The sequence below is a fragment of the Mesorhizobium argentiipisi (SeqCode) genome (assembly GCF_037179585.1).
In the GTDB taxonomy this organism is placed as follows: Bacteria; Pseudomonadota; Alphaproteobacteria; order Rhizobiales; family Rhizobiaceae; genus Mesorhizobium; species Mesorhizobium argentiipisi.
On the sequence record NZ_JAPYKO010000012.1, the window covers coordinates 159,145 to 185,633 of the forward strand.

Consider the following 26,489-nt stretch of genomic DNA (forward strand, 5'->3'; position numbering starts at 1 on the left):
TCCGTAGCGCTCTCCTCAGCCAGGGTTTCCTGAAGCGCCGAACGGTGACTAAATCGGAGGCGACCTATGGCTATCACAAGAGCAGCAGAGGCTGGAATCTTCCAGCCATCCGAGCACGCTCTTCTTGGACGCGCGCACGCTGTTTCGCCCTTTGTACTACTTCCTACCGTCCTTGCGCGAACGATGGCGACGATGGTTGCCGGATCGACGTCATGGTGGCGCTCAGGGTCATCAAGCACCGAGCGGATATAAGGCCAAAGGGAAATCATCGGGATTTTCCCATTGCTCACCGTAGCGCAGGATGATCAGGAGCTTAGCCGATACATTTCCAGAGTTTCTGCTCTGGCCGATAGGCTGATGGACCGATATCGCAGATTTCAACAAAAGCGAACGTCCCGCTTATGTTCCTCGGGCGTAAGGCGACGCGCCCGGTCGGGATCGCGCGAAGCGGACCGGGAGAGAAAAAAGGCCGTCCCAATCGATGGCGGAAACGGCCTTCCCCTAGCACGCTAGGATTTAATAGCTTGTCTTGGGTGCGGCTGTTGCGGCCGCCGCAGCCCTTGCATGGTGCTTTGCGTGCCTCACCGGGCACTTGTGCTTCTTAGTCGGTTTGCAGACCTTCTTGTTCGCCACATTCTTCTGGTGCGGCTTCGTGGCGGTTGTTGTGGCCGTCGCGTTATTCATGGTCGTATCGGTCGTGGCGGCCGGAGCGGTCGTCTTGGTAGCGGCGGCGTTGCCTAGAACCGGCATCGAGAAGGCCAGGCTGACAGCGAGGCCAACAGCGGAGAGGAGGGACTTTTTCATGGCTTTTTCTCCTTGCTATGCAGGTCGGTTTTGGGCACCGCATCGGGATCGATCGGTGTTACGCCAAGCAGCTTCAGAGCTTTCGCAAGTGTCCGGATTCCCTGCGCTTCTTTCTTGGCAGAGCAGAACCGGTTTCCTTTTCGTTGCAGTGCCTTCGCCGCGGTGACCTGCGTTGCCGCGGCATGGCCTTCGAGGGCCTCATCGACCTGGCGGTTGAGAGCGGCGCATCGCTGGGTTCGGGTTGTCGCGACCCTTGCCTGGCCCGCTTCAACCGGGCCACTTACGAGCGGAATGCTCAGCAACGCGCCCATCAAGCCGATCGAGAACCTTTGCATCGCTTGTCGCCAATCCGAACAAGTGCTGCACTGCTGCAGCCGATGATCGACCCTCTCAGCTCGATTTTACGCTCGAAGGATTTCTGGAGTTTTTCTACTTTGTTTCTGAATTGTGTCTGAAGCTGCGCGGAAAACTCGAGCATTCGTCCGATAAACCGGCGGTCCGGTGCTCAGATCTGCCCGGCCACGAAGATCCCATAGATCAGCCCCAGAATGGAACATCCCGCAAGAACCGGAATCATCCCGACCTTGAAGCGGAAGACTGCGATCATCGCACCAAGCGTCAGGACCAGGGAGGCTATTTTCAACGAGGTCATCACGGGGACATCCACCGTAACCCCAAGGCCATGGATCTCGTGGAGCTGAGCAAAGAGCACATGCAATGCAAACCAGACTGCCAGATTGAGAACGACGCCGACGATCGCCGCTGTGATCGCCGACAACGCCGCAGACAGCGCCTTGTTGCTGCGCAGCACTTCCATGTACGGAGCTCCAAGGAATATCCATAGGAAGCAGGGGACGAAAGTTACCCACGTCGTGAGAAGGCCGCCGAGCGTGCCCGCGAGCAGCGGCGACATGGAGCCCGGTGACCTGTAAGCTCCCATGAAGCCGACGAACTGCGTGACCATGATCAGTGGGCCGGGCGTCGTCTCAGCCATGCCGAGCCCATCCAGCATTTCGCCTGGTTTCAGCCAGCCATAGTGGTCGACGGCTTGCTGCGCCACGTAAGCCAAAACCGCATAGGCGCCGCCGAACGATACCGCAGCCGTCTTGGAGAAGAAGAAACCGATATCCGTGAAGACGTTGCCTTGCCCCAACATGGCCCACAAGACGAGAGTGGGAGCGAGCCACAGTACCAGGAAGACGCCGGCAACTCTGAGGGACCAGCCTATCGCTGGGCGTGCATGGGCGGGGGTCTCTTCACCGAGGGCCGTGTCGGCATCGGCCACTTGCTTGCCGCTGGCCTTGGCATGGCTACCGCCTGATGCAAAAGCTGCCCAGCCAACCCGATTGCCGAAATAGCCAATGAGGGCTGCTGCAAGAACGACCAGCGGAAACGGAACATGGAAGAATGCCAGCGCGACAAAAGCCGCAACGGCCAGCCCTCTCAGGACATTGTTCTTCAAGGCGCGGCGGCCGATCCTGAGCACGGCTTCGATCACGATCGCCAGCACCGCAGCCTTCAAACCGAAAAACAGGGCTTGGACCGCCCCGACATTGCCGAAAATGGCATAGACGCAGCTGAGGGCCATGATGGCGACAGCGCCGGGAAGCACGAAGAGAATGCCCGCAACCAGCCCGCCCTTGGTCTTGTGCAGAAGCCAGCCGATGTAGATGGCAAGCTGCTGCGCTTCCGGACCGGGGGAGTCTACCAGGTCAGTATCCCACGGGCGGAAAAGATAACGGACACCGACATGCCGGTGCCTGCCGCGATGGGCTCGGCCATCGCCATCAATTTCCAGCCGACAGGCAACGGGAAGGCGGCGATTACCGGCGACTTCGTGCTGGTCGCAAGCGAAGTCAACCCTGTGCTGCGCGCCCTGCGCGACAACGGCATCGAGGTGACTGCCCTTCATAGTCATATGCTGAACGAGCAGCCTCGCCTGTTCTTCATGCATTTCTGGGCCAATGATGACGTGGAGAAGCTTGCGCACGGGCTTAGGGCGGCGCTCGACAAGATTCATCTCGCGAGTGGCTGAGAGGACTGGAGGTCTCGGCCCGGCTCGGCCTCCGGGACCTTCACTCTCAACACGCAGCACGTATAGGGAGGTAGGAAAATGCCGTACAGCATCAAACCGCTTGGCTGTGATCCGGCGCGGATCAAAGGCATGTCGGAACGCCTTATCGTCAGTCACTACGAGAACAATTACCAGGGAGCTGTGAAACGGCTCAACCTGATCGAAGAGCAGCTCGCAGAGTTGGATTACCAGTCCGCTCCGGGCTTTCTCGTCAACGGGCTGAAGCGCGAGCAGCTTGTCGCGATGAATTCGATGATCCTGCATGAGCTGTTTTTTGATGGGCTCGGCGAACAGAGCGCGCCGGAGGCGCCTTTGCGCGATGCGTTGGAGCGCGACTTCGGCTCATACGAGCGATGGCGAAGCGAGTTCATCGCCATGGGGAAGGCACTTGGCGGAGGCTCCGGCTGGGTGCTGCTCACATGGTCGCCGCGCGACAACAAGCTCGTCAATCAGTGGGCATCCGACCATTGCCACACGCTGGCGGCGGGTCAGCCGATATTGGCGCTTGATATGTATGAGCATTCCTATCACATCGACTTCGGCGCCAAGGCCGGTGGCTATATAGATGCTTTCATGGAAGCCGTGCGCTGGGCAAATGCGACAGCGCTCTATGAGCGCTACAGCCGGGCGAGTTGAGCGTTAGGCGGTGCAATGCGCACGGCTATCATGGCTTTCGCGATTGCAGCGATGACCCAGGCGGCAACGGACGTCTGCCAGGCCGCGGATGCGCCTCTGATCCAAGTGCAACGCATCCCCCTGGAAAACGTTCGCGGCCGGATCGACCACATGGCCGTGGATATTGCCGGGAACCGCCTGTTCGTCGCAGAGCTCGGGAACGACAGCGTCGACATGGTCGACCTCAAGTCCGGCAAGGCCACTGGCAGGATCAGCAATCTCAAGGAGCCGCAAGGAATCGCCTATCTCAGTGATGGCGATTTGATTGTCGTCGCCAATGCCGGAGACCGCTCCGTGCGATTCTTTCGAGCTGCCGATCTTGCCCCTGTGGGGACCGTTGCCCTGGGAGAAGATGCCGACGATATCCGGACCGACACCGCCGGCGGCAGGGTGCTTGTTGGATACGGCAACGGTGGCTTGGCTGAGATCGAGCCGACCAATCGTTCCTTGGTCAGCGAGATAAAGCTGGCCGGACATCCCGAAGGCTTTGAAATCGACCGCAAGGCGAACCGTGCCTTCGTCAACGTGCCTGATGGACGTCAGGTCGCGGTCCTCGATCTTCGATCCGGCAAACAGGTCTCGACCTGGAAATTCACCAGCCTCAACGGGAATTTTCCCATGGCACGTGTCGGCTCAGGCGGGCCGGTCGCAGTTGTTTTCCGCAGCCCGCCTAAACTGGTGCTGCTGGATCCCGCAACGGGTTCGGTCGAGCAGAGCGTCGATGTCTGTGGCGACGCCGACGATGTCTTTTTCGACGGCAAACGGCAGCAGTTCTATGTGAGCTGCGGTGACGGGGAGATCGACGTGATTGAGCGCGACGCAAATGCGCTCAAAACGATCGGAAACGTTGGGACATCCGCCGGAGCAAGAACATCCCTTTTTGTACCGGAACTGGACAGGCTCTTTGTCGCGGCGCGTGCCGGATGGTTCGAATCGCAGGCTGCTATTCTCGTCTTTCGCCCCTCCCCGTGAAAAGAAGGTCACAGTTGAATTCCACGGCCGTGAATCTCGTCGACGGCGAGCCTAGTAGGGCCGACATTCCACAATGGCGCGGGCGCTTGTTGGCCACCGGCGTGCGCGGCCGAATTCAGGACCCGCCCGATTGCACGCCGCAGCCGCCGATCACCGCACGCATCCCCGAAAGATCTTTCGAAGCCGGGAGTGGTACGTGTGCGAGGTCCATCAACGATACGGAGAGGATTCGCAACGGACCCAAAACCATTTCCTTCAAAACTTCCCACTTATCCGCCGATGTTCGATTCAATATCGAGGAACCTGACATAACCCGTTGACATATAAGAATGTGAGCCCGGAGCGCGTGTAAAATCCGTTACTTGCCGCTTTCCTCTCTGGTGCGGACGAGACGGTCGAACTGAAATTTATTTGTTCTAAATCAAATAGTTAATCGCTGGGCCGTGCGCAGCGGGTTCTTCTCACCGTATGCGGCTAGGCCTCCTGGATGACGGCGGTCAGCGCCTTCTCGGCCATGCGGCGCGGCTCGAGGGAAACTCGGAAAGTAGCTTCCCTTCCTCAGCTTCGGAATGCGCAGCTCGACCGTGCCGGCGCGCGTCGCCCAGTCCCTGTCCCGGTAGCCGTTGCGCCGGTCGCGGCTCCCACCTCCATCTCCATCAGCCGCTCGGCGGCAAAGCCGATCATCTCGCGCAGCAGATCGGCGTCAGGTGTCTTCTCCACGAGCGCGCGCAGGTTCATCATGTCGTCGGTCATCGGTGGTCCTTCCAGTGAGGAGTTGGCTTCGACAACCAGACCCTACCGGAAAGCGTCGGCGCGTTCAGGGCATCTCGACGCGCTCGGTCGACGACCTGGTCAAGGCCATGGGCATGAGCGGCGTGTCGAAGAGCCAGGTCTCGCGGCTGTGCGAGGAGATCGACGGCAAGGTGAAGGCCTTCCTCGATCGGCCGATCGAAGGCGACTGGCCCTATCTCTGGATCGATGCCACCTACCTGAAGGTCCGCCGCGGCGGCCGCATCGTCTCCGTCGCCGTCATCGTCGCGGTTGGCGTCAACGCGGACGGCCGGCGCGAGGTTCTGGGCATGGAGATCGGCACCTCGGAGGCCGAGCCGATCTGGACCGAGTTCCTGCGCAAGCTCACCCGGCGTGGCCTCAGAGGCGTCAAGCTCGTCGTTTCCGACGCTCATGAAGGCCTCAAGGGCGCCGTCACCAAGGTACTGTCGGCCACGTGGCAACGCTGCCGGGTTCACTTCATGAGGAATGTGCTGGCGCACGCCGGCAAGAGCGGCCGGCGTGTCGTCTCGGCCTTCATCGCCACCGCCTTCGCCCAGGAGACGCCTGAGGCTGCCAGTGCTCAATGGCGCGCCGTGGCCGACCAGATCCGGCCGAAAGTGCCGAAGCTCGCCGCCATCCTCGACGACGCCGAGCAGGACGTGCTCGCCTACATGACCTTCCCGAAGGAGCACCGGACGAAGCTCCACAGCACCAACCCGATCGAACGCCTCAACGGCGAGATCAAGCGGCGCACCGACGTCGTCGGCATCTTCCCCAACGACGATGCCATCGTCCGGCTCGTCGGAGCTCTGCTGCTCGAACAGAATGACGAATGGGCCGTCCAGCGCGCCCGCTACATGACGCTGGAAACCGTCGGCCAATTGAGCGATGATCCCCTCATCAGCCTGCCAGCCGTGGCGCGCTGATCAGCCCGGCCCACGCCGGACAGCGCGGCCACCAATGCCGCCAGCTACACCACCTCCTGGGACACCATCGATTTGGTGGGCCCGGAGGGTGTAGCACATCGACGACAAGTCAATGGTTTAGCGGGTGTTATCCAACCGTATCCTTCGCAATTGCACGATCTTGGCGCGGCCGTCCCAGCCGTCGAAACCGTTGTTCACCAGCCCGCCGGCAAGGGCGAGGACTGCGCGAAATCCCACGGTGGGCGCTCGCTCACCGGCACGACGCCGACCGGCAGATGGCGCTCGTCCTCCAGCCAGACGCGCTTCGCCTTAGCCTCCAGCTGTGGTCGTGTCGCCGCGCGGGAACCAGGGATGAAAACGAGGCCGTAAGGCAGGCGTATGCCGGCGCGGTTCTCCACCGTGAGGCCCGCCTCCAGCGCGCCGTCCTGCAGTGCATAGGTGCCCGACGCCGAATAGCGGTAAGGACCGATCGCGCCGTCATCGAGCACCAGTTCCGCCTGGGTGTCGGTTTGGCGGACAAACCGCCACGGTTTCTGGAAACCGTCGCCGTGGATCGGAAAGGCTTCGCCGGGCACATTCGGCTCGACGGCATGGAAGCGACCATTGAAGATGAAGCCGCCGCCAGAAAAGCGGTTCGACCACGGCACTAGAGCTTGAGCCCGTAGGTAAGCGGGTTTTCAGGCGTCCAGCCCTTCCGCTGCTCTGGCGTCAGAGCATGGTTCGTGAACTGCAGATTTCGATCGTCGCGGCCGGCGCCGCGGCATTCGTGGCAGTAGATGATTTTCAGCAGATCCCAATGAAGGCATGGCTGGTCCGGGCCGAACCGTTTGACCAGCTCGGCGAGGTCGAGCACCGCCCTGCGCCTGCACGTGAGGCAGTAGACGGATAGGCCAGTGCCGGCCGCGACCTTGCCGCCGAGAGTGCTTTCTGAGAACGGGTATTCCTTGCCCATGGCGAACCCCAAAAGAGGTCGCCCCATTCGACTCCGATATGGTGTTCGGCGATTATCCTTGGCAAGAGGCCGGAGCAAACATCGTTCCTCCCTTTGAAGGATGATGTCGGTCGCACATGGCGCTACTTTGCCTGAGACAGATCGGCATTCCTCGTCGGCCGATCCTCCGGCACCCGTCGCTGACTGCGGATGTACCAGCGGCGACGGGAGCGGTGGCTGTTGGCATTAGCCGCCAGCCTATTCACCCTTCTTTTACGATATTAGCGCAGGCTAACGCAAGGTCATACCGATACAGCGCGATCCGCATGCCACTGGACAGTCGTCGCCCGATACTCCAACCCGCCGCTGCGGGCGGCCGCGCCCACGGGAGATTGTCGAGACGGACGGACCGAGCCGGCGCCCAATCTAGCATGGAATGGCCCTGTACCCTGAGAAGGGCGATCTCTTCGCGCTCCAGCAATGACAGGTACCGCCTGGAGAGCGGCTTCGCCGAAGATTTGAACATCGCTGGTGGCATACCGCCCGCTTTTCGGAACCATCTGGTTCCTACAGGCTGCGACACTCCGGCTTCGAGTGCAGCATCTTCGCTGCTCAGCCCCGCGGCGATCGCCCGCCAGAATCTAATCTGTTCATCACGCCCAGCCACCGGCGGGCGTCCTGGTGAAGGTAATGGCGCTCGTCCAAACCGCGCCGATCGCCGCTTTCCAATGCTCATCGCAACCTCCAACTTGTTGCGACGACGGCTTGAATCCGCCCAATACACGAGCGAGCAGTTCCAGCGCCTGATGGCCGACCACGGCATTACGTGTTCAATAAGCCGGTCGGGCAACGTCTGGGACAATGCAGCGATGGAGAGCTTCTTCTCGTCGTTGAAAACCGAACGCACGGCCCGCAAGGCCTACAGGACGAGAGATGCCGCCCGGGCCGGATGTGTTCGACTACATCGAGCGCTTCTACAATCCTCGGCGGAGGCACCGGCGCTTGGCTATCTCAGCCCCGTGGAGTTCGAGGAACAGGGTATGTTAGCTTAACCTCGTGTCCGAAAAACCGGCAGCATGCCATAGGGCTAGTTTCCCATTGCCGCCGCCTCAAGCTGTCTTGCAAGGAAATTGCGAAACCTCTCGTCGGACCTCTCCCAGATGTTGCCTACATCCTCCGCCACCATGCCCGGTGCAGAAACAGACACTTCGCCGCTGACTGGAACACTGACTGTGAACGTCCTTATCGGTGTTTTCTGCTGTCTTCCCTTCGGATAGATTTTAAATCTCACAGACGGCGCTATCGCTTTGGTTTGGGGGCGCGGGGTCGTCTCCATGTCGATGTTAACCTCTCCAGCCACCTCGGCCCTCGCGGCCTCCAGAGCCGGAACTAGAACCTCATCCAGCCAGGCCTTGGCTTGTGCGCCGAAGTCCATCACTAGAGCGGCCTCGCCCGCACCTGCCTCTTGCTGGCGGCGAACCCTCTTGCCGCGTTCAACGGCTTCTTTGAATTTTGACATCTTAGTCGTCTCCGCTTCGGCAGACGAGCTGCCGTAGCGCTCGCAACTGGTAGAACGTGCATGGGCGCCCGGACGTTGCGACTGTACGAACTGGGTATAGCCTAGCATACAGCCGAGGTGTTGCAGCGGCCTATCGGGTGCAGAGGGCTGTCGCTTTCGCCATTGTCAACCATAGTGAAGCCTTGGCTTGGTCTCGGTACCCGCAAATTGAACGTCTATCCGTTGGTGCTTCCGCCGTCGCATAACGCATCGGTAAGCGACGCCATCGACGGGGACATAGCCAGGACGATGAGGAAGACCGACACGGTCTAGGCGCCCTCCAAGCCCTGCGTCCCCGCGCCGGAGGAACAAAAGTTCCCGGTGCCTGTTGATTTTTTGAAGGGACCGGAACCCCGAAGGAGTCGGGAAGATGGTCGAAATTCTGAATCGTGCAGTTGCCAGGGGACGCCGGCGCATCAACCGAGCAAACCAATCGCTCAACCGTGCAAACGAGTTGGCGGACGAATCCGGTGGCGTGGCAATCAACATCGTGTTGTGCAACCGCATCCGACTCGAACATCAACGCGTGATCGATGCCCGGGCCCGCTTCGTGAAACAACCCCACTGCACGCTACTGAGGGGCGACCACCATGATGATGTTCGCACCTTTGGACTTTGCGCACGGCCATACTCGCGCCGATCGCCATCGAGCCGCGCGGCTCGCTATGCTGCGCGGGTGCGTTCTGAAGCGGATCTCCAAGGTCGACCACGCGACCGACGAGGTTGAGCAGACGGCGGCTGTTCTTGAAGCCGCCCACGACTGGGCCCTCGAGGCCTTTCGGGTAGCGATGTGCAGCGGTTCCTCGGCAGCCTTCCTTATGCCCGCCAGAGGTGAAAGATCTCCCTCCTCGGGTTAATCGATATATTCCTCCCCTCACTTCAAAGTTTGATGCAGGCGCGGCGACGGTTGTGGTAGGAGCCAACTGCAGGAGTAGGTCTCTCGGGAGGTTTCCTTGGACATAAAGTCGAAGCTCGCCAAAATGTCGGCGGCGCTGCTCACCAGGCGTGCTGCCGCCGCTCAATCCACCGTTACTGTCAAGCCGATCCGAACGTCGCTTGCTGACGTTCCTCTGAGGCGCCAGACATCTCCGTTCAAGCCGAAGGCGCCGATCCGTCCCTGCAGCAACATGTGAAAGAGGAACGGTGGCCACGTGATGTAACGTTACGTCACGGAACGGGCCGAGCCATTAATTCACCTTGCGCTTTGCGAAATGTCGGCGAAGTGCAGCCAAAACACCCGCTGCATCTGGCTATGACGCAGCGGGTGCGGGCGATGACGACGCGGCCGACCGGCAGATTACGGACCCGATCGGCTAGGTCCTGGTTGAGCGCGAACGTCTTCGCGAGCATTCCGGGGAAGACCTTGCGATAGTGCCGCGCCAGAAGAGCGGGACAGCGTCATGCCTTCCCGATTTGGCAGTGACAGTTTGTGTCATGAGCGGAGCCTTCCGCGAGGGAGGAATACCGGTGATCCTGGAACAAGACCTCCCTTGCTCATTGAGCGGCGAGAAGGGAGACAGCCAATGCAAATTCAAGCAATTTATGCCGCGCTCGCGACGGCAAACATGGATCGCGCGGAGCAATTCTACACTCAGCTCTTCGAAAGAAGACCTGACGATCATCCCATGGACGGTCTGATCCAGTGGCGCGGCGTCGCAGGAGCGAACATTCAAATCTTCCATGACCAGGAGCATGCAGGCTCCGGGCGGATGACAGTTGTGGTGCCGAAAATGGACCAAGCCCGCCGATGGCTCGAAGAAATTGGCGTTAGCACCGCCGGGGAAAAGCAGGGTGACTACGGAAAGATCGCGCAGGTTACAGACCCTGACGGTAACCTTATCACTCTTGCAGAGCCACCGTCGCGGCCTTTCCACACATGATTCGGCGGTCGCGGATTTCAGAACGCCACTGGCGCGGGGATGAAAGCAGCGGCCGTGCTTTGGCCGAAAGAGTGACCGTCGCCGGAGACGCCAGCGGTGAAGGTCTGCGCGGCGTTCTGGCCGGCCTGCGTGCCGCCTTCGCGATCTTGCTACGGGCATCTGCGCCGGATTGCAGCCGACGCTCGAATTCGTCGGCGTCGAAGCCCGCGACGTTCGGGCCGATGCCGGGATTGCCCGGCGAGGGCCGCACATAGACCTGGCGCCTTTTGCTGGCGCGCCTGGGCCTAAATCTGGTACTGCCGCTCGACGGGCGTCATCTCCGCCCAGCTCTTCGGCCGCGGCGTCGGCCCCGGGACCTTGGGAGCACGGTGGCCGCGACGCTGTTTTTCGCCAGCGGTATCTTCGCGACGGTCGCCGCCCGGCGCATCATGACCATTCTTGCGCAAGACTTTCTGTTTGAGCTCCGGGACCGGCGCAGAGTTGCCGAACTGGCCAAAGCGAATGACCGATTGGAACTCTTGGCGAGCACCGATCCGCTCACCGGCATCGCAAACAGGCGCTGGATGACGGAAACGCTGAACAGAAGTGGGGAGCTGCCAGACGCTGCCTTGATGGTGCGGCGATGCTGATGTGCGACATCGACTATTTCAGAAGCTGAACGATCACCTCGGCCACGCCGAAGGTGATTGTTGCCTGGTGGACGTCGCAAGGATCATCCAAGACAACATCAGGCGCGACTGTGATCTTATGGCCCGCTACGGAGGCGAAGAGTTCCTCGTCCTTTTGCCGGGCGTGAACATAGCGGCTTGGCCGAACACCGCTAGCATGGCGTCGAGCCGGGCTTGATGGGCGACCCAGCGTTCCCCGCTTTGGTCATTCCAATCGGCGACCCGATCGGCATTGTGCTGTGCCATGGCATGTCCTTGTCGTGAGGCGCTCTTAACTAGGCTCTTCCTCCCACAGCGAAACGAAAGCCGTTTGATTCTTGCATCAGACCGGCAGCCCGAACCGCTTTCGTAGGCGCTTGTCGAATGCGGAAGCGGGGACAAAACGGCGCAGAAAACTGATCTGACGCGCCGTTTTCCCAGCCGTATAGCGCCTCTTCGGAGCCGGATTGGTCGCAGCCGCCAACACGGTCTGGGCTACAGCTTCGGGCGCATCGCCTTTCTCCATCTCCTTCCGTACCGCTCTATTCATGGCCGCGCGCGCAGTGTCATAAATGGCCAGGAACTGGTCCGGCTTCGCCAGATTCTCTTCGAAGGACGTGCGGGTATAGGCGGGCTCGACCAACGATACGCGAATTCCGAACGGGCGCAGTTCATGGTCGAGCGATTCGGAATAGCCTTCAACGGCATGTTTGGTCGATGAATAAAGCGCGAAAAAAGGACCCGGGATGAACCCCTCCACCGAGCTCAAATTAACAATCCTGCCCTTTCCTTGGCGTCGCATTGTCGGCAACACCGCATTGGTCGCGCGAAAGACGCCGAAGACTTTCACGTCGAACAGCGCCTGCGCCTGAACTGCCGAGGACTCCTCCGCGGCGCCGAGCAGGCCCATGCCGGCATTGTTAACGAGCAGGTCGATGCGGCCGGCCTCGGCAAGGACCCGGTCGACCAGTTTCGCGACGGACTCATCGTCGGTAACGTCACAGGCCAGCATAGTAATATGCCCGGATCTCTCCGCCGCGTCGCGATCGGGAGCCCGCATTCCGCAAGGCTTTGGCGGTGGCGAGGCCGATGTCGGAGGATGCGCCGGTCACCAGGGCGACGCCGGGACTGGTCGTATTCATAAGGATCACTTCCCTGCTTGCTTTAGATTGAACCGCCGCCGCTGGGGTTGGCCAATTGGGACCGGGGAACCTCTGCTCTCAAGTCAGCATCGACTGCTGGGCGAAGATGCCCGCCATCGCGCCTTGCCATGATGCCGTGGTGACCGAGGGTATGAGGGGGTTAGTGAGGTCCCCGGCGGCATAGACGCCGGCCATGCTGGTTTCACGGCGCTCGTCGACCTTGAGGACGATGCCGAGTGGCGTATTGTTCGTGGCGAGGCCCAGTGATTCATGCAAGCTTGCGGACGGCTTGTTGCGCGGATGCGCGAACAGGATGTCGACAGCCACATCGGGGCCGGTATTGAGACTGACGGTGGCATTATGGTCCCCGTGATGGGCGATTTCGGCGATCCGGCCATCGACGATAGATGTGTTGCGACGGTCCAGATCGGCCCGGATATCGGGCGGAATGTCGTGACCATCGGCGAAGACTGTCAACCTGTCGGTCCAATCGTGGAACAGCCTGACCTGATTTTGCGACTGCGGGCCGGACCAGACGAGGCCCCAATGCTGGCCGGCGACTTCAAAGCCGTCGCAATAGGGACAGGGCACGATGGACGTGCCCCAGCCTTCGGCGAAGCCCGGCACATCAGGCATCTGGTCGGTAATACCATAGCTTAGGATCAGCCGGCGCGCCTCTAGGCTTTCGCCATCGCCAGTGAGGACGGAGAAATCATCGATGCCGCCGGAGACGCTGTCCGCCCGGGCATTGACCAGCTTGATCGCTGGATAACGCGCCAACTGCCGCCGCGCCTCGGTCAGGATGTCGAGCGGCGGCTTGTGATCGTGGCCGAGCAGACCATGCGAGCGGCCGGCGAAGCGATTGCGCGGCAGGCCTGTATCGAGAACGGTGACCTTGCGACGGGCACGGCCTAGCTGCAGGGCGGCGGCGAGTCCGGCAAAGCTGCCGCCGATGATGATGACGTCATCCATGGTGACGGGCTCCGTGTTGTTGATGGAGGGGCTCGGCTGGGTCAGGTTGAAGCCTATCCATTGGCTTGCACATTTTAGGAACTCCGTGGTATCGTAATTCAATAATTAGGATACTGTCAAGGACTGGAATTGTGGTAACCGAGAAAAACAGCCAGGCCCGGCGCGGCCGGCCCGCCAACGAGGCGCTTGGACAAACGATCGTCGACACGGCGGGCGAACTTTTTGCGGAACTGGGTTTTCAAGCGACGACATTGGACAAGGTCGCCCAGCGGGCGAAGATATCCAAGCTCAGCATCTATCGGCACTTCGAGAACAAAGAGGCGCTGTTTGGCGCGGCGTTTGCGGCCCGCTGCCAGCAGTTAATACCACAAGCCCTTTTTGAAGGCGTCGAGGGTTCGGCCGAAGATCAGCTCGTGGCGGTGGGGTCATCACTGCTTCGCACGCTGTTGCGCCCAGAGGTCCGTAATGTCGAAGCCATGGTCATGGCCGACATGACGAGTCAAAAGTCGTTGAGCAGGCTCCATTACGAAGCCGGTCCCGCCCACATCATCGCCCAAATCGAGGCCCTGTTGCGTCAGTTGCATGCGAAGGCGGCTTTGAACGTGCCCGACCCTCTCCTGTCCGCCCGCTTGTTTGCCGCGCTTTTCAAAGGTTCCGATCTTCTGATTATCGCACGCTTCGATGAGGCCAGAGCAGAGGACGATAACGAAATCGAATCCTATTGTCGGTCGGCCGTCGCCATGTTTATCGCCGCGCACTGTGGCAACGACCACCTGGGAGGATAGCCTAGGAGTACTGATGTAGGATGCTCGCGTCGATATCGACGCAGCAACTATCGTTGGGCAGCGGGCTGACCGGCGGAGTACCGCTCCCCCGCCCCGTTAGGACCTTGGTGCCGGCTTAGCAGTCCGTCAGCTTTCGGGGAGCTGCAACGGTGGTCTGAACGGCAAAATAGAGGCGCAGAGCTGTCGTCGCGGCATTTCCGCATTGGAGGCGCCATGAATCTTGGGGGGATGAGAATTCGCGAAGTGCTGATCCGGTGCGCAGGGCTGTTTAGCCGGCCTCGTCCAGAATGCCTTGGTTCTTCCGTTTTGCCAGCAGTTGCGTCAGCCAATCCGGGTCCATTTCCGGGACGGAGGAGAGCAGCAGTTCGGTGTAGGCAGCGTGGGGTGTTGTCAGTACCTCTGTTTTCGACCCCTGCTCCACCACCTTCCCTTGGTGCATGACGACGACCTTGTCCGCGATTGCTCTTACGGTTGCAATATCATGGGTGATGAAGATGTAGCTGACGCCGAGTTCGCGCTGCAGGTGCATCAGGAGCTTCAAGATTTCTTCTTGCACAATTTGATCCAGTGCTGAGGTGACCTCGTCACAGATGATGAGGTCGGGATTCGCAGCGAGCGCGCGCGCAATACAGATGCGCTGTTTCTGGCCTCCGGACAATTCACCGGGCAGCCTATCGAGGAAACTTTCGTCCATCTCGATCATATGCATGAGTTCGCCAATCCGGCGGTCGCGCTGCTCCCCTTTTAAGCCTAAATAGAACTCAAGCGGACGCGCGATTATGTCCTCGACAGTCTGGCGAGGGTTAAGCGCGCTGTCCGGCGACTGATAGATCATCTGGATACGCCGCAGCAGGTCTTTCGAGCGTTGCCTTAAGGACAGGGGAAGCGGCTGGGCGTCAAATGAGATCGAGCCCGAGATAGCGGGCAGCAAACCGGTAATGACGCGGGCGAGCGTCGATTTTCCCGACCCTGATTCGCCCACCAGCGCTACCGTTCGGCCACGCGGAACCTTGATGGACACGTCCACCAGCACCTTAACCCTTCCGGCATAAGCGGCGGTGACATTGTCGATGGTCAGTAAGTGGTCCCGCGCCTCAATCTCCAGCTTGGCGAGCTTTCGCACAGCCCAGAGCGTCCGAGTGTATTCCTGGGTAGGGGCTGCAAGCATTTGCCGTGTGCCGGCTTCCTCGACAGTTTGTCCGTGTCGCAGGACCATGATCCGGTCCGCCATCTGCGCCACTACCGCCAGATCGTGCGTCACGTATATCGCCGCAGTGTTGAAATCTTCAACAATCCTGCGGATTGAGGCAAGGACCTCGACTTGCGTCGTCACATCAAGCGCAGTGGTCGGCTCATCGAACACAATCAGGTCGGGTCGGCACGCCATAGCCATGGCTGTCATGGCTCGCTGTAATTGGCCGCCGGATACCTGATGCGGATACCGGAAGCCTATAGTCTCAGGCTCTGGAAGTTGGAGCCGTTTATAAAGCTCCACAGCATCACGGTTGGCCTCACCTCGGCTGGCGATTCCGTGCGCAACCGCCGTTTCAACGGTCTGATCGAGGAGCCGGTGAGCCGGGTTGAACCAGGCAGCTGCGCTTTGCGCCACATAGGCAATGCGGGAGCCACGGAGCCGCCGACGGCGTGCTTCGCTCATTGACAAAAGATCGGCGCCATCGAACGCCACGGAGCCTTGGGTTATACGGCATCCCGGCTTGGCATATCCCATTGCAGCAAGGCCGATAGTCGACTTGCCGGCGCCGGATTCGCCAATTAGTCCCAACACTTCTCCGCGCTTGAGCGAGAAATCAACGCCGCGCACGATCGGGTGCCAGCGCTCGTCGGAAAAGCCTTCAACGTGAAGATTGCGGACCGTGAGAAGATCTGTCCCCCTTTCGCGCGCGATGACACTGCTAGTTTTCATCACGCAATCCGCTCGTTGAATGCAGAAACCAGTCTACGACGAAGTTCACCGCTACTGTGAGGAGGGCAATGGCGCCCGCCGGTAGAAGCGGCGTGACATCGCCATAGGTAATCAGCGTCGCGTTTTCCCGCACCATCGATCCCCAATCGGCGGATGGCGGCTGTATGCCGACGCCCAGGAACGACAATGCTGCAATGGTCAGGAAAACAAAACAGAATCGCAAACCAAACTCCGCAATGAGCGGCGGCAGAACATTGGGCAGGATTTCCTTGCGGAGAATCCATGCGGGGCCTTCGCCCCGCAACTGCGCGACCTCGACGTATTCCATCACCACCACGTTCAGGCCAACTGCTCGCGCCAGACGGAACACGCGCGTCGAATCGAGCAGAGCTATGATCAAGATGAGGCTGGCTATCGAGGAGCCGAAAATCGAAAGCAGCATCAGTGCGAATATCAGGCTCGGAATCGACATCAACACGTCCACGGCGCGTGACAATAGCTGATCCAGCCACCCCCCGTACATTGCAGCGAGAAGGCCGAGCGTCACACCCGATGCAAAGGATAAGATAGTTGTGATGAAGGCGATGCCGATCGTGTTGCGGGCCCCGTAGATCAGTCGCGTAAGCATGTCGCGACCGAGTTGGTCGGTGCCGAACGTAAACTCGTGGCTCCAGGGCGCGAATGCCTCGCTAAAGACTTGCGTTTCTCGATATGGTGCGATCAGAGGCGCGAATAATGCGACGACAACGTAGCAGAGGATCACACCCATACCGAACCAGGCGCTGAGCGGGGCCTTCTTCAGCGCTATCCTCATGCGAGATCGGCGCGTCCGCCTTACCCTGCGCGCCCTGGTCTGGATCACAGGCTCTGCACTTGTCATCGTGGGTGCAACAGTCTCGGGTTGGTTGCGATGGAGATGATGTCGGCGATCAGGTTGAGCAGGATGTAGGCAGCGGCGAACACAAGCGCGCAGGCTTGAACGACCGGTACGTCTCTTGACCTCACGGCATCGACCATCAGCTGCCCGACGCCGGGATAGACGAACACCACCTCGACAATCACGACGCCAACGATGAGATACGCAAGATTGAAGGCCACTACCGTCACAATCGGGGCCCAGGCATTTGGCAAAGCGTGCCGGAGGACGACCACCATTGGCCCCATTCCCTTCAATCGGGCCATGTCGATATAGGGGCTTGAAAGCATGTTGAGAATCGCCGCGCGCGTCATTCGCATCATGTGAGCAACGATGACAAGCGTGAGGGTGATGGACGGCAGAGCGGCACGCCAGACGTGGTCCCAGAAAGGGGTCTCATCGTTGATATTGGCCAGCGTAGGGAACTTCGGTACGAGGTTAAGGGTCCAGTTGATCGAAATCGCCAGCCAGGCGGGTAAAGACTGTGCGAATTCGGTGCCTGCAAACGTATCGCGCGAGATAATCAGGAAGGCGAGCATATAGGCTACGAAGAATTCCGGGAACGAAATGGTGGTAAGTGTTACCGTGTTTATAACCCGATCGAACCAGCTGTTGCGGTATAGGGCCGCGACAATGCCCAGGCCCAACGCCAGCGGCACCGCGATGAGAGCGGTCATGACGGCCAGGAACATGGTATTGTAAAGGCGAGGTGCGATGATCTCCGCGACCGTCCGCCGGTAGCCGGTTCGACTGGCGAAAGAGGATCCAAAGTCACCCTTTGCCATCTTACCGATCCAGCTGAAGTAACGCTCGACTGGCGGGCGATCGAGGCCGATCTCGTGCTGAAGGGCCGCGACTGTTTCCGGGGTGGCAGATTGACCGAGCGTTGCCTTGGCGAAGTCGCCGGGCAGCATTGCGACCGCCGAAAAGATGATGATCGAAACGATGAACAGGGTAATCAGGCCGAGACCTAACCGCTGTAGAACCGTCTTTGTGACCGGATTCAAACGCATGCGCGCATTCCCAAGATGCGCCGTCCGCAGAGCGAGCGACGCGGTTGGGCAAACACCCTATGCCTCTGCCATCCACCAGCGCTCAGCCATCTTCAATCCGTCATTTTCCCAATTCGGCGCCACATCGCCATGGCCTAGTTTCTTGGATTTGGCGCTGACGAAGTTGTTAAACACAAGCACGATGCTACCGCCATCGTCGTGGGTCAGCTGCTGCATTTCGCCATACATGGCGGCGCGCTTGGCCTCATCCGTCTCGGCTCGTGCTTGGACAAGCAATTCGTTGAAACGAGGATTCTTCCAGAATGACTCGTTCCAGGTGGATTCCGCTGCGAAGGCTTGTGTGAACATCCAGTCGGCTGTCGCGCGACCACTCCAATAGGAAGCGCACCACGGCTTCTTGAGCCAGATATTGTCCCAATAGGCGTCCTCGGCCTCGCGTACCACATTCACGTCGATGCCGCACTGTGCGGCCGTCTCGCGAATGAGCGCCGCCGCGTCAACCGCACCTGCAAAAGCGGCATCGGCGACAGAGAGATCAACCTTCAGCTTTTCCATTCCCGCCTTCTTAAGATAATGGCGTGCCTTTTCAGGATCGAAACGGTGTTGCGGCTCCGGGTTCTTGTAAAACTTGATCGCCGGCGCGATCGGATCGTCATTGGCAACGGTAGCGTGTCCGAGGAAAATCTTGTCGGCGATCTCTTGACGGTTGATCGCCCATTTCATTGCCATGCGAACATCCGGATTGTCGAAAGGCGCCATAGTGACGTTCATCGGCAAGGTATAGTGGCCGTAGCCGGTGACTTCGATGATCTCGATTTTTGGGTTGCGCTTCAACATGCCGAGCGTCTTCAGATCGGCGCGGCCAATGTAATCCACTTCCCCGGTTGACAGGGCAGCCATGCGTGCGGCCAAATCCGTAATGGCGATGAATTCCACCTCATCCAGGTAAGGCTTTCCGTTCTTGAAATAATTCGGGTTGCGCTTGAGCTTAGCCGAAACGCCGGGTTGGAAATTCTCGAGCACGAATGCGCCGGTTCGCGTTCCTGATGCCCAATCCGCTTTCCCATCCACGCTCGGCATGATGACGAAATGATAGTCGCTCATGATGTAAGGGAAATCGGCGTTGCCGCTGCTAAGCGTGAAGACAACCGTTTCTGGGCCATCCGCCTTGATGTCGGAAACGGATTCAAGCAGAGACTTCGCCGCCGATTTGGTACTGGTACCCATGTGATAGCGCATCGAGGTCACAACATCTTCCGCCGTCACGTTCTTGCCGTTGTGGAAGGTGACGCCCTTGCGCAGCTTGAAAACCCACGTTTTGGCGGCGTTCGAAGATTCGAAGCCCTCGGCCAAGTCCGGCTGGATGTCGCCCTTGGCGTCAACCTCCGTGAGGCCGTTGGACATAGCGCCCGAGAAGGCCGTTTGCGTGAACGTATCCGGATAGCCGGCCGGATCTATGGAATCTGTCGTCGCGCCATGCGCCATGCCAAGCTTGGCAAAGCCGCCTTGCTGTGGTTGTGCCCGTGCTACGGTGACGAAGATCTGATCCGAGGCAGCGACAGTAAGGCCCGCCGCTAGTCCCAAATGGATGAAGTCGCGGCGGGAAACCTTGCCGCGCCCGATCAGACTTTGCGCGATGCGAAATTTGTACTCAGATTCAGACATTTTCGCTCTCCCATTTGCGGATTTTCCGCGTATTTTTTTGAAAGCTCTTCAAGCAAGCTGGTCGGGCATTTATTCTTCCCTTGCTTGCGGCTCCCGTGCACTGGACTGTTGATCGTTTTTTACCGTCACGCCGTCACATAGATGTTGCCGCCCTCAACTGTGACCGGGAATGTTCGCGCACGCACAGTTGGGTCGACGAGTGCCGAACCCGTTTTGATGTCGAACTCCCAGCCATGCCAGGCGCAGCGCACGATCTCGTTTTCTCTATGATAGATGAACCGCGCATCCTCAACCGGCGCGGTCGTCCCGCATTGCGGCCCTTCACATAGGGGTGCGCCGCGATGCGGACAGATGTTGAGCAGCGCATGGAAGGTTTCTCCGATGCGGAACACACCGACCGAAAGGCTACGGACTTTGGCAATGACAGGTATGCCGGATTCGATCTCGTCAACGCGGCAGATGAAGGTTTTCTCGCCCATATTTTGCTCCGTCAGGCAGCGTTCGCGGTCAGGATGGCAGGAATGCGCTTGTAGACGTCGAGCGCATTCTGACCCATCACCTTGGCTTTCCAGGAAGGCGGGATATGGAGCGTGTTGGCGTCGTCATAGTCCCAGTGCGGATAGTCTGACGCAAACATCAGCGTGTTCTCGCCATCCATCGCTTCCAGAATGGACCACAGATGCTGCACGTTGGCTGGCTGCTCCAGCGGCTGTGTTGAGAAGCGGATGTTACGGCGGCAGTATTCCGATGGTAGCATCTTGAGCCATGGCGTTTCCTTACGCAGGGCCTTGTAGTCAGCGTCGAGGCGCCACAGCACCGTCGGCACCCAGGCGACGCCGCATTCGATCACGACGAAATAGAGTTCTGGCCATTTCTCAAAAACGCCGTGAGCGATCATGCTGGCGACATGGCTGATCGCCGACATGTGCAGAATGGCGTGCGTTTCCCAGAAGAAAGTGGTGGGAGCAGGCGCGACGGCGTTCCAGTTGACGCCCCCGTGCCCGCCGAGGTGAATCGCGAACGGCAATCCCATTTCCGCGCAGGCTTCATAGATCGGGTGGTAGAAGGGATCACCATACGGCTTCACTGAGCCTTGGGAGGCTAGAACCTGGACCATACGAGGATGACTTCCCAGCCGACGGATTTCAGCGGCCGCCAGCTTTGGATCCTGGGGCGCAATGACGATCGAACCCATGAAGCGATTGTCCTTCGGCAACCACTCCGCGATCTGATAGTCATTGTAGGCACTGACCAGCGCACTAGCGTAATAGGGATTTGCCAACGTTGAGGCTTCAATGGGCTCGTCGCCGGTCAGGATCGCCACGCCGACACTATATTTGTCGAGGTGTTTGTCTTTCATGATCCGGTAGTTGTCCGCTTCAGTCTCGGGCCGCACATCCTTTCGGGAGAAATCCTGCGGATGAAACCAGGGGCGATGGCCGTGCGGGAACGATCCTTTGGGGCCTGTCTTCTCGCCCTCGATGAACATGTCCTTCCAGATGCCAGAAAGATACGGCTCCAACACCGTGGCGCTTGACCAATAGTTGTGACAATCGCAGTCGACGATAAACACTTTAGCTTTCGCTCCCTGTCTAGCCCGGCCGTGCTAGCCGTTTAGTGCCTCCACCATCCACCTTGACAATTGCCGGATCAAGCCAATGATCTCTGGGTTATGATCGGCTTTTTCGATTGAGGTGCGAGGCATGCAGCTGGACCACATTGAGACGTTCCTCGACATTATCGAGTCGCGGAACTTCAACCGGACTGCCGACCGGCTGAACATTACTCAGTCTACGGTCAGTACCCGGATCAAGAGTCTGGAAAGCGCGGTAGGGTCAGAGCTTTTCCATCGTGGTCGTGCAGGCGCCGAGCCGACGGCGGCGGGGCGGCGTTTCGAAGCCTACGCGCGAGCAATGCTTTCGACTTGGTCGCAAGCGCGCCATGACGTTCGCGCATTCAACCGGTTCGAAGGGACGCTGCGTGTGGCCGCACAGGTTGGCATGACACGCTCGGTGCTGCCCGGGTGGGTGGAGGCGCTATGTCAGGTCCTTCCCAAGGCATCGATCCACGTAGAATCCGACTATTCCAATCAGATGGTGACCGACCTCAGCATGGGAAACCTCGATATAGCAGTGCTCTACGCACCCCGCTATCTTCCCGAAATTACTTATGAGCACCTCATGGTCGAGGAATATGTGATGGTCTCGACCTTTGCCAGGGCGATATCGGAGGTGAATCCTGACAGCTACATTCGCCCGGGCTACACCGTCGTACTTGAGAAAACCCATTCGGAGCTGATCCCTGCCTTGGCAATTTCGCGTCTTTCCATGGGATCCGAGAGCTTGGCCGAAGCGATGCTGCGGCGAACCGGGGGGAGTTGTTACATGCGCAGCGACGATGCCCGCAGGTTCACGGCCGAGTGCCCGTCATTCCTGGTCGAGGGCGCGCCGACGCTTTACCAGCCCGTCCATACGGCCATGCTTGCCCGGCGCAAGCATGAGCCGATCATCCGCAAAGGGCTTCGTGCGCTGCATCTGGCGGTGATGTCGCTCGAGACTTAGATCGAAATTCCCGATTAAAAAGTAGGCTCAAGCCACTGTTCCGCGAAGGCTTCGGCTGCCATGTTGGCTCGTCATTGAGAGCCAAACATGAACGCACATACTTCGTTTCCGGCTTCCGAATTTCTTGCCGCGATGAGGCAGCGGCAATGGGCCGACGCATCGCCGCAGGTACTGCTCTGCCGTCGGGTGATCGACGAGACGCCTGACGTGAAGACGTTTGTCTTTTCGGCGGCGTCGGACCGGATGTTCTGCTTCAATGCGGGGCAATACGTGCTTCTTCGCCTCAGCATTGATGGGCTCGAGGTGACGCGAGCCTACTCCGTCTCCTCTCCACCGACCCGTCCGCTTGACCTGCAGATTACGGTAAAGCGGACACCTGGGGGGCTCGTTTCCAATTGGCTCCACGACAATCTGGGATCCGGCGATGAGATTAGGATTGAAGGCCCACTGGGTTCGTTCAAACTCGATGGCTTTGCCAGCGAAAAGCTTCTGTTTCTTGCGGGCGGCAGCGGGATCACGCCTCTCATGTCGATGGTGCGAATGTTCACAGATCGAGCATCCGATCTGGACCTTCGTCTCATCTACAGCGCGCGCTCGACATGCGATATAATCTTTAGACCGGAACTGGACGCACTCGCTGCCCGATTTCCCAACCTCGGCGTAACATTCCTTTGTTCGAAGGGAGGTCCCTCGTGGACGGGACCGAGTGGCCGGATAAACGGCCCCATGCTCTTGCGCCTTATTCCCGACCTTGCCAATTGCACGGTCTACACTTGCGGGCCCGAACTCTACATGAAGGCAATACGAGACAGTTTTGACGAAGTTGGCATTGGACCGCTGGCCTATTACGAGGAGAGGTTCGGATCGTACCCTACCAGTGTTGCTCCGGACGAAGCATCTGCCATTTCGTCTTTTGTCCATTTCGCCAAGTCTGGATTAGAGCATCGCTGCGCGCCCGGAGAGACCCTCCTGGATGCAGCGCGCAAATGTGGTGTCTATGTTCCCACCGCGTGCCAGCAAGGAGTTTGCGGCACTTGCCGAATAACCAAGCTCTCAGGCGAAGTCGCGATGCGTGATCTTGGCGGCCTGACCTCCGAAGAGAAATCTGCGGGTTATATCCTGGCCTGTTGCAGCCGCGCGCAAGGGATCGTCTCAATCGACCTTTGATCAGTCGAGATTCTCAAGGGAGGATTTCAGTGTGACCGGCAACTGGCGCATCACGTTCGGATGGGATGGCGAAGACGCCATCGATGTCGAACTAGAGGATTACCACTGATGAACACGGACCCCATCAAGCCCGGCATGGAACCCATCAAGCGCGGCCTGCCCGCGATGCATCCCGGCGCGCTTCTGCGTGAAGACCTCCTTCCGGCGCTGGGTGTGCCGAAGATCCACATCGCCAAGCTGCTCGGCGTTTCCCGGCAAACGCTCTACGACATTCTGGACGAAAAGCAGCCCGTCACGATTCCGATGGCTCTCCGCATTGCAAAGCTGGTCGGCAACGGCCCGATGCTCTGGCTCAATCTCCCGCGCAACTATGATCTCGAGGAGGCTGAGGAGGAGCTCGGCGCCTAGATCGAGGCCATCCCAACGCTGCAGGCCGCTTAGAAAGGCATTTCGATGTTTCGCTGTATGGTGTCAGCTCTCGTTCTCGGTCTAGCGACGGTGCCGTGCCGTGCAGAAAATGCCAGCGCCTTTATCTACAGCTACGGCCTCGAGTCGTGCGGTGCCTATGTGGCCGCATACGGGAACAACCATGCAGGCAAGGCCATTCTCAGAACGGCCGATGGCAGGAAGTTTTTCGACGAGAGCGCGAACTTCATGAATTGGGTGCTTGGCTATCTCAGCGCCGTTAACATGATGCGTGCCCCTGGGAAGCAAAGCATCCAGCTAGATAACGCTGCCGTCGATCTGTGGCTACGGAACTGGTGCAACGCCCACCCGACCAACTCGATATTCGACGGCACCCTTGCCCTTGTCGCGGAGCAATACAACACGCAACGGTGACCGCCCGCCCCCTCGGTCATGAGAAGCCCTTGATGACGGCTTGGCGACACAACGGCATCCGGGCTGCTCGCCCGTATCTGGGCAAAGAAAGGCGTCAGGTCGTCGCCGGCGGAACCTTTGTGGGGCCAGGCCCTTCTCCCTTGGACAATGGAGGTACCAGATGGCAAATCTCGGAAGACTGGCGATCGCGATGCTTGGCGTTCTGGCGTACCAAAATCGCGACAAAATCGGCGATTTGATCCGCAGGGCGGGAGATCGCAATCCAAACGACCCGCAAGGCGGGATTTTAGATCAGATTTCCAAAGGCGTCTCGGGGACGGCGCTCGGCGATATCTTAGATCGGTTCAGAGGTGCGGGAGCAGGATCCAAGGTCGACTCTTGGGTAGGCACAGGGCCGAACCAGCCAATCGAGCCGAGTGAGGTGGAAGCGGCAATAGACGAAGACACCCTGACGTCACTCTCGATGCAGACCGGCCTGTCCCGCGAGGAGCTCATCAGCAGGATCACCCGGGATCTGCCTGAGGCCGTCAACAAGATGACGCCAAACGGCGAACTGCCACCAGAGCCCACCCAACCCTCGGGTGAGACAACTCTGCTCGACGACGTGCCTCCGGACGGCACGCAAGCTAACATCAACTAGGCAGAACGATGTCTAGAACGACGGTCATACGTCAGCCGAGTCTGCTGACTCGAAAAGGGTCTGCCGGTGGAATATCTGGGCAGGGTTACGAGGGCGGTAGGGCAGCCAGCGTCGTTGCGGAATTCGATTTTTTGGCGGCCTTGCTCGACTCGCGCTGGCGCATTCCCGGAACCTCAATTCGTTTCGGTCTGGATGCGTTGATAGGTCTGGTCCCCATACTCGGAGACGCAGCCACCGGCATCGTGTCGGCCTATATCGTGTTGCGCGCCCGAAGCTGCGGTGCCGGAAATATCTTGGTCGCTAGGATGTTGGGGAACGTCTTGCTTGATACGGTTGTCGGAAGCGTCCCTATTCTGGGCTCGATCTTCGACGTGTATTTTAAGGCCAACAATCGCAATATGAGGCTGCTTCGACGGCACCTAGATAAGAGGCGCCCGGCGAATTGGCCCGCCTGACCGCACCCGAGGAACTTTATCGGTTTATCGCACGTTTTCCCGCCGAACCAATTTCGGTTCTAGGAAAGGGGAAACATGGAAAATCCAGGTGTCGGTTGGGTAGCGGCTATCGTCATCGGCGGGATCGCCGGCTGGCTCGCCGAGATGTTCATGAAGAGCAATATGGGCGTGCTCATGAACATCGTTTTGGGGATCGTCGGCGCCATCGTCGCTAACCTACTTCTCGGACTGCTGGGCGTATCATTGACCGGATGGCTTGGCTATCTCGTCGCCGGCTTTATCGGTGCATGTATTTTGATTGCTGTTGGCCGAATGTTTAGGCGTCCGGCCTAACCAACTGCCCAAGCGGACGGAAAGCGCGTGATCCCCGCGATCACGCGTTTTCTCATAAGGGCTCTGAGCCTAGGAGAAGCCTTGATCACCGGCTTACTCACACAGCGGCATCCGGGCTCCTCGCCCGGCCGGATGAAACGCTTGAGGGCCGGATCGTACCAGCCCGCCGAAACTTGTAGCGGACCTTCTCGCGGCCGGCCTGGACATGCGTGGGGCGAGGTTCCTTCCCGCCTTCATCGATGCCGCCGCGCCTTGCCGGCGATCTCCAGCTTGTCAATGACCACGGAATCGGGACCCTGGTTTTTCATGTAAAAGGGACCCCGGTTTGGGGTTAGTGAAGGGCACGCCGGTCAGCGCCCGATCAGGCGAAGCTGGTCTGGGTTGCGTAGCCTGATCGGGTGCGGCTGATTGGCTTTTCGACTTCAGCTTTGAGATCGGCTTTTGAAGCGCCAGGATTCGTTTCCAGTCTCGACGATCTCGCAATGATGGGTAAGCCGATCGAGCAGCGCGGTCGTCATCTTGGCGTCGCCGAAGACGCTTGGCCATTCGCCGAATGCGAGGTTGGTGGTGATGATGCTGATGCGCTCATAGAGCTTCGAGACCAGATGGAAGAGTAACTGTCCGCCAGCCTGGGCGAACGGGAGATAGCCGAGTTCATCGAGCACGACGAAGTCGAGCCTGGTGAGGTAGTCGGCGATACGGCCCTGCTTGCCGCCGCTACGCGAAGAGCTGGGCGAAGGCGCAGGGGTCGGCGACGGCGGAAGCTTATGTGCCGCTGTTCTTCGCGCCGGGCGAGGCCTACCAGTTCGACTGGAGCCACGAGATCGTCCTGATCAAC

The 26,489-nt window shown here is 59.4% G+C and carries 23 protein-coding genes and 10 pseudogenes; 15 read left to right on the plus strand and 18 right to left on the minus strand.

Features of this window, described 5'->3' with window-relative positions:
* Positions 1 to 516: 516 nt before the first annotated feature.
* The 3 genes and pseudogenes from O7A05_RS18400 to O7A05_RS18410 all read right to left on the minus strand — a co-directional run.
* Positions 517 to 804 carry a hypothetical protein gene (locus O7A05_RS18400; protein ID WP_337094414.1) on the minus strand — a complete coding sequence of 96 codons (288 nt, stop codon included), beginning with the start codon at positions 802 to 804 and terminating at the stop codon, positions 517 to 519.
* Complete coding sequence (locus tag O7A05_RS18405; RefSeq protein ID WP_337094415.1) at positions 801 to 1,139, minus strand: hypothetical protein; 339 nt, start codon at positions 1,137 to 1,139, stop codon at positions 801 to 803. The genes O7A05_RS18400 and O7A05_RS18405 overlap by 4 nt, the downstream gene beginning before the upstream one ends.
* Before the next feature lie 170 nt (positions 1,140 to 1,309).
* Positions 1,310 to 2,503: pseudogene (locus O7A05_RS18410) on the minus strand (chromate transporter); the annotation flags it as partial.
* Here O7A05_RS18410 and O7A05_RS18415 point away from each other — a divergent pair.
* The 3 genes and pseudogenes from O7A05_RS18415 to O7A05_RS18425 form a co-directional block, all read left to right on the plus strand.
* Positions 2,501 to 2,839: pseudogene (locus O7A05_RS18415) on the plus strand (DUF1259 domain-containing protein); the annotation flags it as partial. The pseudogenes O7A05_RS18410 and O7A05_RS18415 sit on opposite strands and share 3 nt — an antisense overlap.
* A gap of 78 nt (positions 2,840 to 2,917) precedes the next feature.
* Positions 2,918 to 3,514, plus strand: a complete 597-nt coding sequence (locus O7A05_RS18420) for a superoxide dismutase (RefSeq protein ID WP_337094416.1) — start codon at positions 2,918 to 2,920, stop codon at positions 3,512 to 3,514.
* Between the two features lie 15 nt (positions 3,515 to 3,529).
* A complete protein-coding gene (locus O7A05_RS18425; protein ID WP_337094417.1) occupies positions 3,530 to 4,525 on the plus strand; it encodes a YncE family protein in 996 nt (331 codons plus the stop codon).
* Between the two features lie 477 nt (positions 4,526 to 5,002).
* Here O7A05_RS18425 and O7A05_RS18430 read toward each other — a convergent pair.
* A pseudogene (locus O7A05_RS18430) lies at positions 5,003 to 5,278 on the minus strand (transposase); the annotation flags it as partial.
* Between O7A05_RS18430 and O7A05_RS18435 the strand changes: the two are divergent.
* A pseudogene (locus O7A05_RS18435) lies at positions 5,188 to 6,222 on the plus strand (IS256 family transposase); the annotation flags it as partial. The pseudogenes O7A05_RS18430 and O7A05_RS18435 overlap by 91 nt on opposite strands.
* Positions 6,223 to 6,416: 194 nt before the next feature.
* Here O7A05_RS18435 and O7A05_RS18440 read toward each other — a convergent pair.
* The 3 genes and pseudogenes from O7A05_RS18440 to O7A05_RS18450 form a co-directional block, all read right to left on the minus strand.
* Entirely contained in the window at positions 6,417 to 6,869 is a 453-nt protein-coding gene (locus O7A05_RS18440; protein ID WP_337094419.1) for an aldose epimerase family protein, read from the minus strand.
* A complete protein-coding gene (locus tag O7A05_RS18445) occupies positions 6,869 to 7,174 on the minus strand; it encodes a hypothetical protein (RefSeq protein WP_337094420.1) in 306 nt (101 codons plus the stop codon). Before O7A05_RS18445 ends, O7A05_RS18440 begins: the two co-directional genes overlap by 1 nt.
* 293 nt (positions 7,175 to 7,467) lie before the next feature.
* A pseudogene (locus O7A05_RS18450) lies at positions 7,468 to 7,889 on the minus strand (helix-turn-helix domain-containing protein); the annotation flags it as partial.
* Between the two features lie 37 nt (positions 7,890 to 7,926).
* On the opposite strand from O7A05_RS18450, the pseudogene O7A05_RS18455 reads away from it, so the two are divergent.
* Positions 7,927 to 8,205: pseudogene (locus tag O7A05_RS18455) on the plus strand (IS3 family transposase); the annotation flags it as partial.
* Positions 8,206 to 8,240: 35 nt separating this feature from the next.
* Here the strand turns inward: O7A05_RS18455 and O7A05_RS18460 are convergent.
* On the minus strand, positions 8,241 to 8,672 hold the full coding sequence (locus tag O7A05_RS18460; RefSeq protein ID WP_337094421.1) for a hypothetical protein: 432 nt from the start codon (positions 8,670 to 8,672) through the stop codon (positions 8,241 to 8,243).
* 1,562 nt (positions 8,673 to 10,234) lie between these two features.
* On the opposite strand from O7A05_RS18460, the gene O7A05_RS18465 reads away from it, so the two are divergent.
* Positions 10,235 to 10,591, plus strand: coding sequence for a VOC family protein (locus O7A05_RS18465; protein ID WP_337094422.1), 357 nt, complete (start codon positions 10,235 to 10,237; stop codon positions 10,589 to 10,591).
* A 257-nt stretch (positions 10,592 to 10,848) separates the two neighbouring features.
* Positions 10,849 to 11,413, plus strand: a pseudogene (locus tag O7A05_RS34455) (GGDEF domain-containing protein); the annotation flags it as partial.
* Here the strand turns inward: O7A05_RS34455 and O7A05_RS18480 are convergent.
* The 3 genes and pseudogenes from O7A05_RS18480 to O7A05_RS18490 all read right to left on the minus strand — a co-directional run.
* Positions 11,389 to 11,505 (minus strand): annotated as a pseudogene (locus O7A05_RS18480) (SAM-dependent methyltransferase); the annotation flags it as partial. The pseudogenes O7A05_RS34455 and O7A05_RS18480 sit on opposite strands and share 25 nt — an antisense overlap.
* Positions 11,506 to 11,581: 76 nt before the next feature.
* Positions 11,582 to 12,380, minus strand: a pseudogene (locus O7A05_RS18485) (oxidoreductase).
* A gap of 78 nt (positions 12,381 to 12,458) precedes the next feature.
* On the minus strand, positions 12,459 to 13,352 hold the full coding sequence (locus O7A05_RS18490; protein WP_337094424.1) for an NAD(P)/FAD-dependent oxidoreductase: 894 nt from the start codon (positions 13,350 to 13,352) through the stop codon (positions 12,459 to 12,461).
* Positions 13,353 to 13,483: 131 nt separating this feature from the next.
* Between O7A05_RS18490 and O7A05_RS18495 the strand changes: the two genes are divergently transcribed.
* A complete protein-coding gene (locus O7A05_RS18495) occupies positions 13,484 to 14,137 on the plus strand; it encodes a TetR/AcrR family transcriptional regulator (RefSeq protein WP_337094425.1) in 654 nt (217 codons plus the stop codon).
* Positions 14,138 to 14,405: 268 nt separating this feature from the next.
* Here O7A05_RS18495 and O7A05_RS18500 read toward each other — a convergent pair whose 3' ends face one another.
* From O7A05_RS18500 to O7A05_RS18525, 6 genes are all read right to left on the minus strand, one after another.
* The gene (locus tag O7A05_RS18500) at positions 14,406 to 16,061 is read right to left on the minus strand and encodes an ABC transporter ATP-binding protein (protein WP_337094426.1); all 1,656 of its coding nucleotides are present in this window, start codon (positions 16,059 to 16,061) and stop codon (positions 14,406 to 14,408) included.
* Positions 16,051 to 16,875, minus strand: coding sequence for an ABC transporter permease (locus tag O7A05_RS18505; RefSeq protein ID WP_337094427.1), 825 nt, complete (start codon positions 16,873 to 16,875; stop codon positions 16,051 to 16,053). Before O7A05_RS18505 ends, O7A05_RS18500 begins: the two co-directional genes overlap by 11 nt.
* A 62-nt stretch (positions 16,876 to 16,937) precedes the next feature.
* Positions 16,938 to 17,984: an ABC transporter permease gene (locus O7A05_RS18510; protein WP_337094441.1), complete on the minus strand. Its 1,047-nt coding sequence runs from the start codon at positions 17,982 to 17,984 to the stop codon at positions 16,938 to 16,940.
* Between the two features lie 63 nt (positions 17,985 to 18,047).
* Positions 18,048 to 19,655 (minus strand): ABC transporter substrate-binding protein, encoded by a 1,608-nt coding sequence (locus tag O7A05_RS18515; protein ID WP_337094428.1) that lies wholly within the window; start codon positions 19,653 to 19,655, stop codon positions 18,048 to 18,050.
* A gap of 125 nt (positions 19,656 to 19,780) precedes the next feature.
* Positions 19,781 to 20,134, minus strand: a complete 354-nt coding sequence (locus tag O7A05_RS18520) for a Rieske (2Fe-2S) protein (protein ID WP_337094429.1) — start codon at positions 20,132 to 20,134, stop codon at positions 19,781 to 19,783.
* A gap of 11 nt (positions 20,135 to 20,145) precedes the next feature.
* Positions 20,146 to 21,228 carry an amidohydrolase family protein gene (locus O7A05_RS18525; protein WP_337094430.1) on the minus strand — a complete coding sequence of 361 codons (1,083 nt, stop codon included), beginning with the start codon at positions 21,226 to 21,228 and terminating at the stop codon, positions 20,146 to 20,148.
* 130 nt (positions 21,229 to 21,358) lie between these two features.
* Here O7A05_RS18525 and O7A05_RS18530 point away from each other — a divergent pair, with 130 nt between their 5' ends.
* From O7A05_RS18530 to O7A05_RS18560, 7 genes are all read left to right on the plus strand, one after another.
* Complete coding sequence (locus O7A05_RS18530; RefSeq protein WP_337094431.1) at positions 21,359 to 22,216, plus strand: LysR family transcriptional regulator; 858 nt, start codon at positions 21,359 to 21,361, stop codon at positions 22,214 to 22,216.
* An 87-nt stretch (positions 22,217 to 22,303) separates the two neighbouring features.
* A complete protein-coding gene (locus O7A05_RS18535) occupies positions 22,304 to 23,383 on the plus strand; it encodes an FAD-binding oxidoreductase (RefSeq protein WP_337094432.1) in 1,080 nt (359 codons plus the stop codon).
* A gap of 108 nt (positions 23,384 to 23,491) precedes the next feature.
* Positions 23,492 to 23,791, plus strand: coding sequence for a HigA family addiction module antitoxin (locus O7A05_RS18540; protein WP_337094433.1), 300 nt, complete (start codon positions 23,492 to 23,494; stop codon positions 23,789 to 23,791).
* Positions 23,792 to 23,836: 45 nt separating this feature from the next.
* A complete protein-coding gene (locus tag O7A05_RS18545; protein ID WP_337094434.1) occupies positions 23,837 to 24,223 on the plus strand; it encodes a hypothetical protein in 387 nt (128 codons plus the stop codon).
* A gap of 160 nt (positions 24,224 to 24,383) precedes the next feature.
* Entirely contained in the window at positions 24,384 to 24,863 is a 480-nt protein-coding gene (locus O7A05_RS18550; protein WP_337094435.1) for a YidB family protein, read from the plus strand.
* Positions 24,864 to 24,871: 8 nt separating this feature from the next.
* On the plus strand, positions 24,872 to 25,318 hold the full coding sequence (locus tag O7A05_RS18555; RefSeq protein ID WP_337094436.1) for a DUF4112 domain-containing protein: 447 nt from the start codon (positions 24,872 to 24,874) through the stop codon (positions 25,316 to 25,318).
* A 75-nt stretch (positions 25,319 to 25,393) separates the two neighbouring features.
* On the plus strand, positions 25,394 to 25,651 hold the full coding sequence (locus tag O7A05_RS18560; protein ID WP_337094437.1) for a GlsB/YeaQ/YmgE family stress response membrane protein: 258 nt from the start codon (positions 25,394 to 25,396) through the stop codon (positions 25,649 to 25,651).
* Positions 25,652 to 26,073: 422 nt separating this feature from the next.
* Here O7A05_RS18560 and O7A05_RS18565 read toward each other — a convergent pair.
* Positions 26,074 to 26,364, minus strand: a pseudogene (locus O7A05_RS18565) (ATP-binding protein); the annotation flags it as partial.
* Positions 26,365 to 26,489 lie beyond the last annotated feature (125 nt).

Bases quoted from the DNA above. Each gene is read 5' to 3' on its own strand.
- O7A05_RS18465 (WP_337094422.1), top strand. From the start codon at position 10,235: ATGCAAATTCAAGCAATTTATGCCGCGCTCGCGACGGCAAACATGGAT.
- O7A05_RS18530 (WP_337094431.1), top strand. From the start codon at position 21,359: ATGCAGCTGGACCACATTGAGACGTTCCTCGACATTATCGAGTCGCGG.
- O7A05_RS18535 (WP_337094432.1), top strand. From the start codon at position 22,304: ATGAACGCACATACTTCGTTTCCGGCTTCCGAATTTCTTGCCGCGATG.
- O7A05_RS18515 (WP_337094428.1), bottom strand. From the start codon at position 19,655: ATGTCTGAATCTGAGTACAAATTTCGCATCGCGCAAAGTCTGATCGGG.
- O7A05_RS18555 (WP_337094436.1), top strand. From the start codon at position 24,872: ATGTCTAGAACGACGGTCATACGTCAGCCGAGTCTGCTGACTCGAAAA.
- O7A05_RS18405 (WP_337094415.1), bottom strand. From the start codon at position 1,139: ATGCAAAGGTTCTCGATCGGCTTGATGGGCGCGTTGCTGAGCATTCCG.
- O7A05_RS18425 (WP_337094417.1), top strand. From the start codon at position 3,530: ATGCGCACGGCTATCATGGCTTTCGCGATTGCAGCGATGACCCAGGCG.
- O7A05_RS18550 (WP_337094435.1), top strand. From the start codon at position 24,384: ATGGCAAATCTCGGAAGACTGGCGATCGCGATGCTTGGCGTTCTGGCG.
- O7A05_RS18505 (WP_337094427.1), bottom strand. From the start codon at position 16,875: ATGAGGATAGCGCTGAAGAAGGCCCCGCTCAGCGCCTGGTTCGGTATG.
- O7A05_RS18460 (WP_337094421.1), bottom strand. From the start codon at position 8,672: ATGTCAAAATTCAAAGAAGCCGTTGAACGCGGCAAGAGGGTTCGCCGC.
- O7A05_RS18560 (WP_337094437.1), top strand. From the start codon at position 25,394: ATGGAAAATCCAGGTGTCGGTTGGGTAGCGGCTATCGTCATCGGCGGG.
- O7A05_RS18545 (WP_337094434.1), top strand. From the start codon at position 23,837: ATGTTTCGCTGTATGGTGTCAGCTCTCGTTCTCGGTCTAGCGACGGTG.
- O7A05_RS18490 (WP_337094424.1), bottom strand. From the start codon at position 13,352: ATGGATGACGTCATCATCATCGGCGGCAGCTTTGCCGGACTCGCCGCC.
- O7A05_RS18520 (WP_337094429.1), bottom strand. From the start codon at position 20,134: ATGGGCGAGAAAACCTTCATCTGCCGCGTTGACGAGATCGAATCCGGC.
- O7A05_RS18420 (WP_337094416.1), top strand. From the start codon at position 2,918: ATGCCGTACAGCATCAAACCGCTTGGCTGTGATCCGGCGCGGATCAAA.
- O7A05_RS18445 (WP_337094420.1), bottom strand. From the start codon at position 7,174: ATGGGCAAGGAATACCCGTTCTCAGAAAGCACTCTCGGCGGCAAGGTC.
- O7A05_RS18400 (WP_337094414.1), bottom strand. From the start codon at position 804: ATGAAAAAGTCCCTCCTCTCCGCTGTTGGCCTCGCTGTCAGCCTGGCC.
- O7A05_RS18540 (WP_337094433.1), top strand. From the start codon at position 23,492: ATGAACACGGACCCCATCAAGCCCGGCATGGAACCCATCAAGCGCGGC.
- O7A05_RS18500 (WP_337094426.1), bottom strand. From the start codon at position 16,061: ATGAAAACTAGCAGTGTCATCGCGCGCGAAAGGGGGACAGATCTTCTC.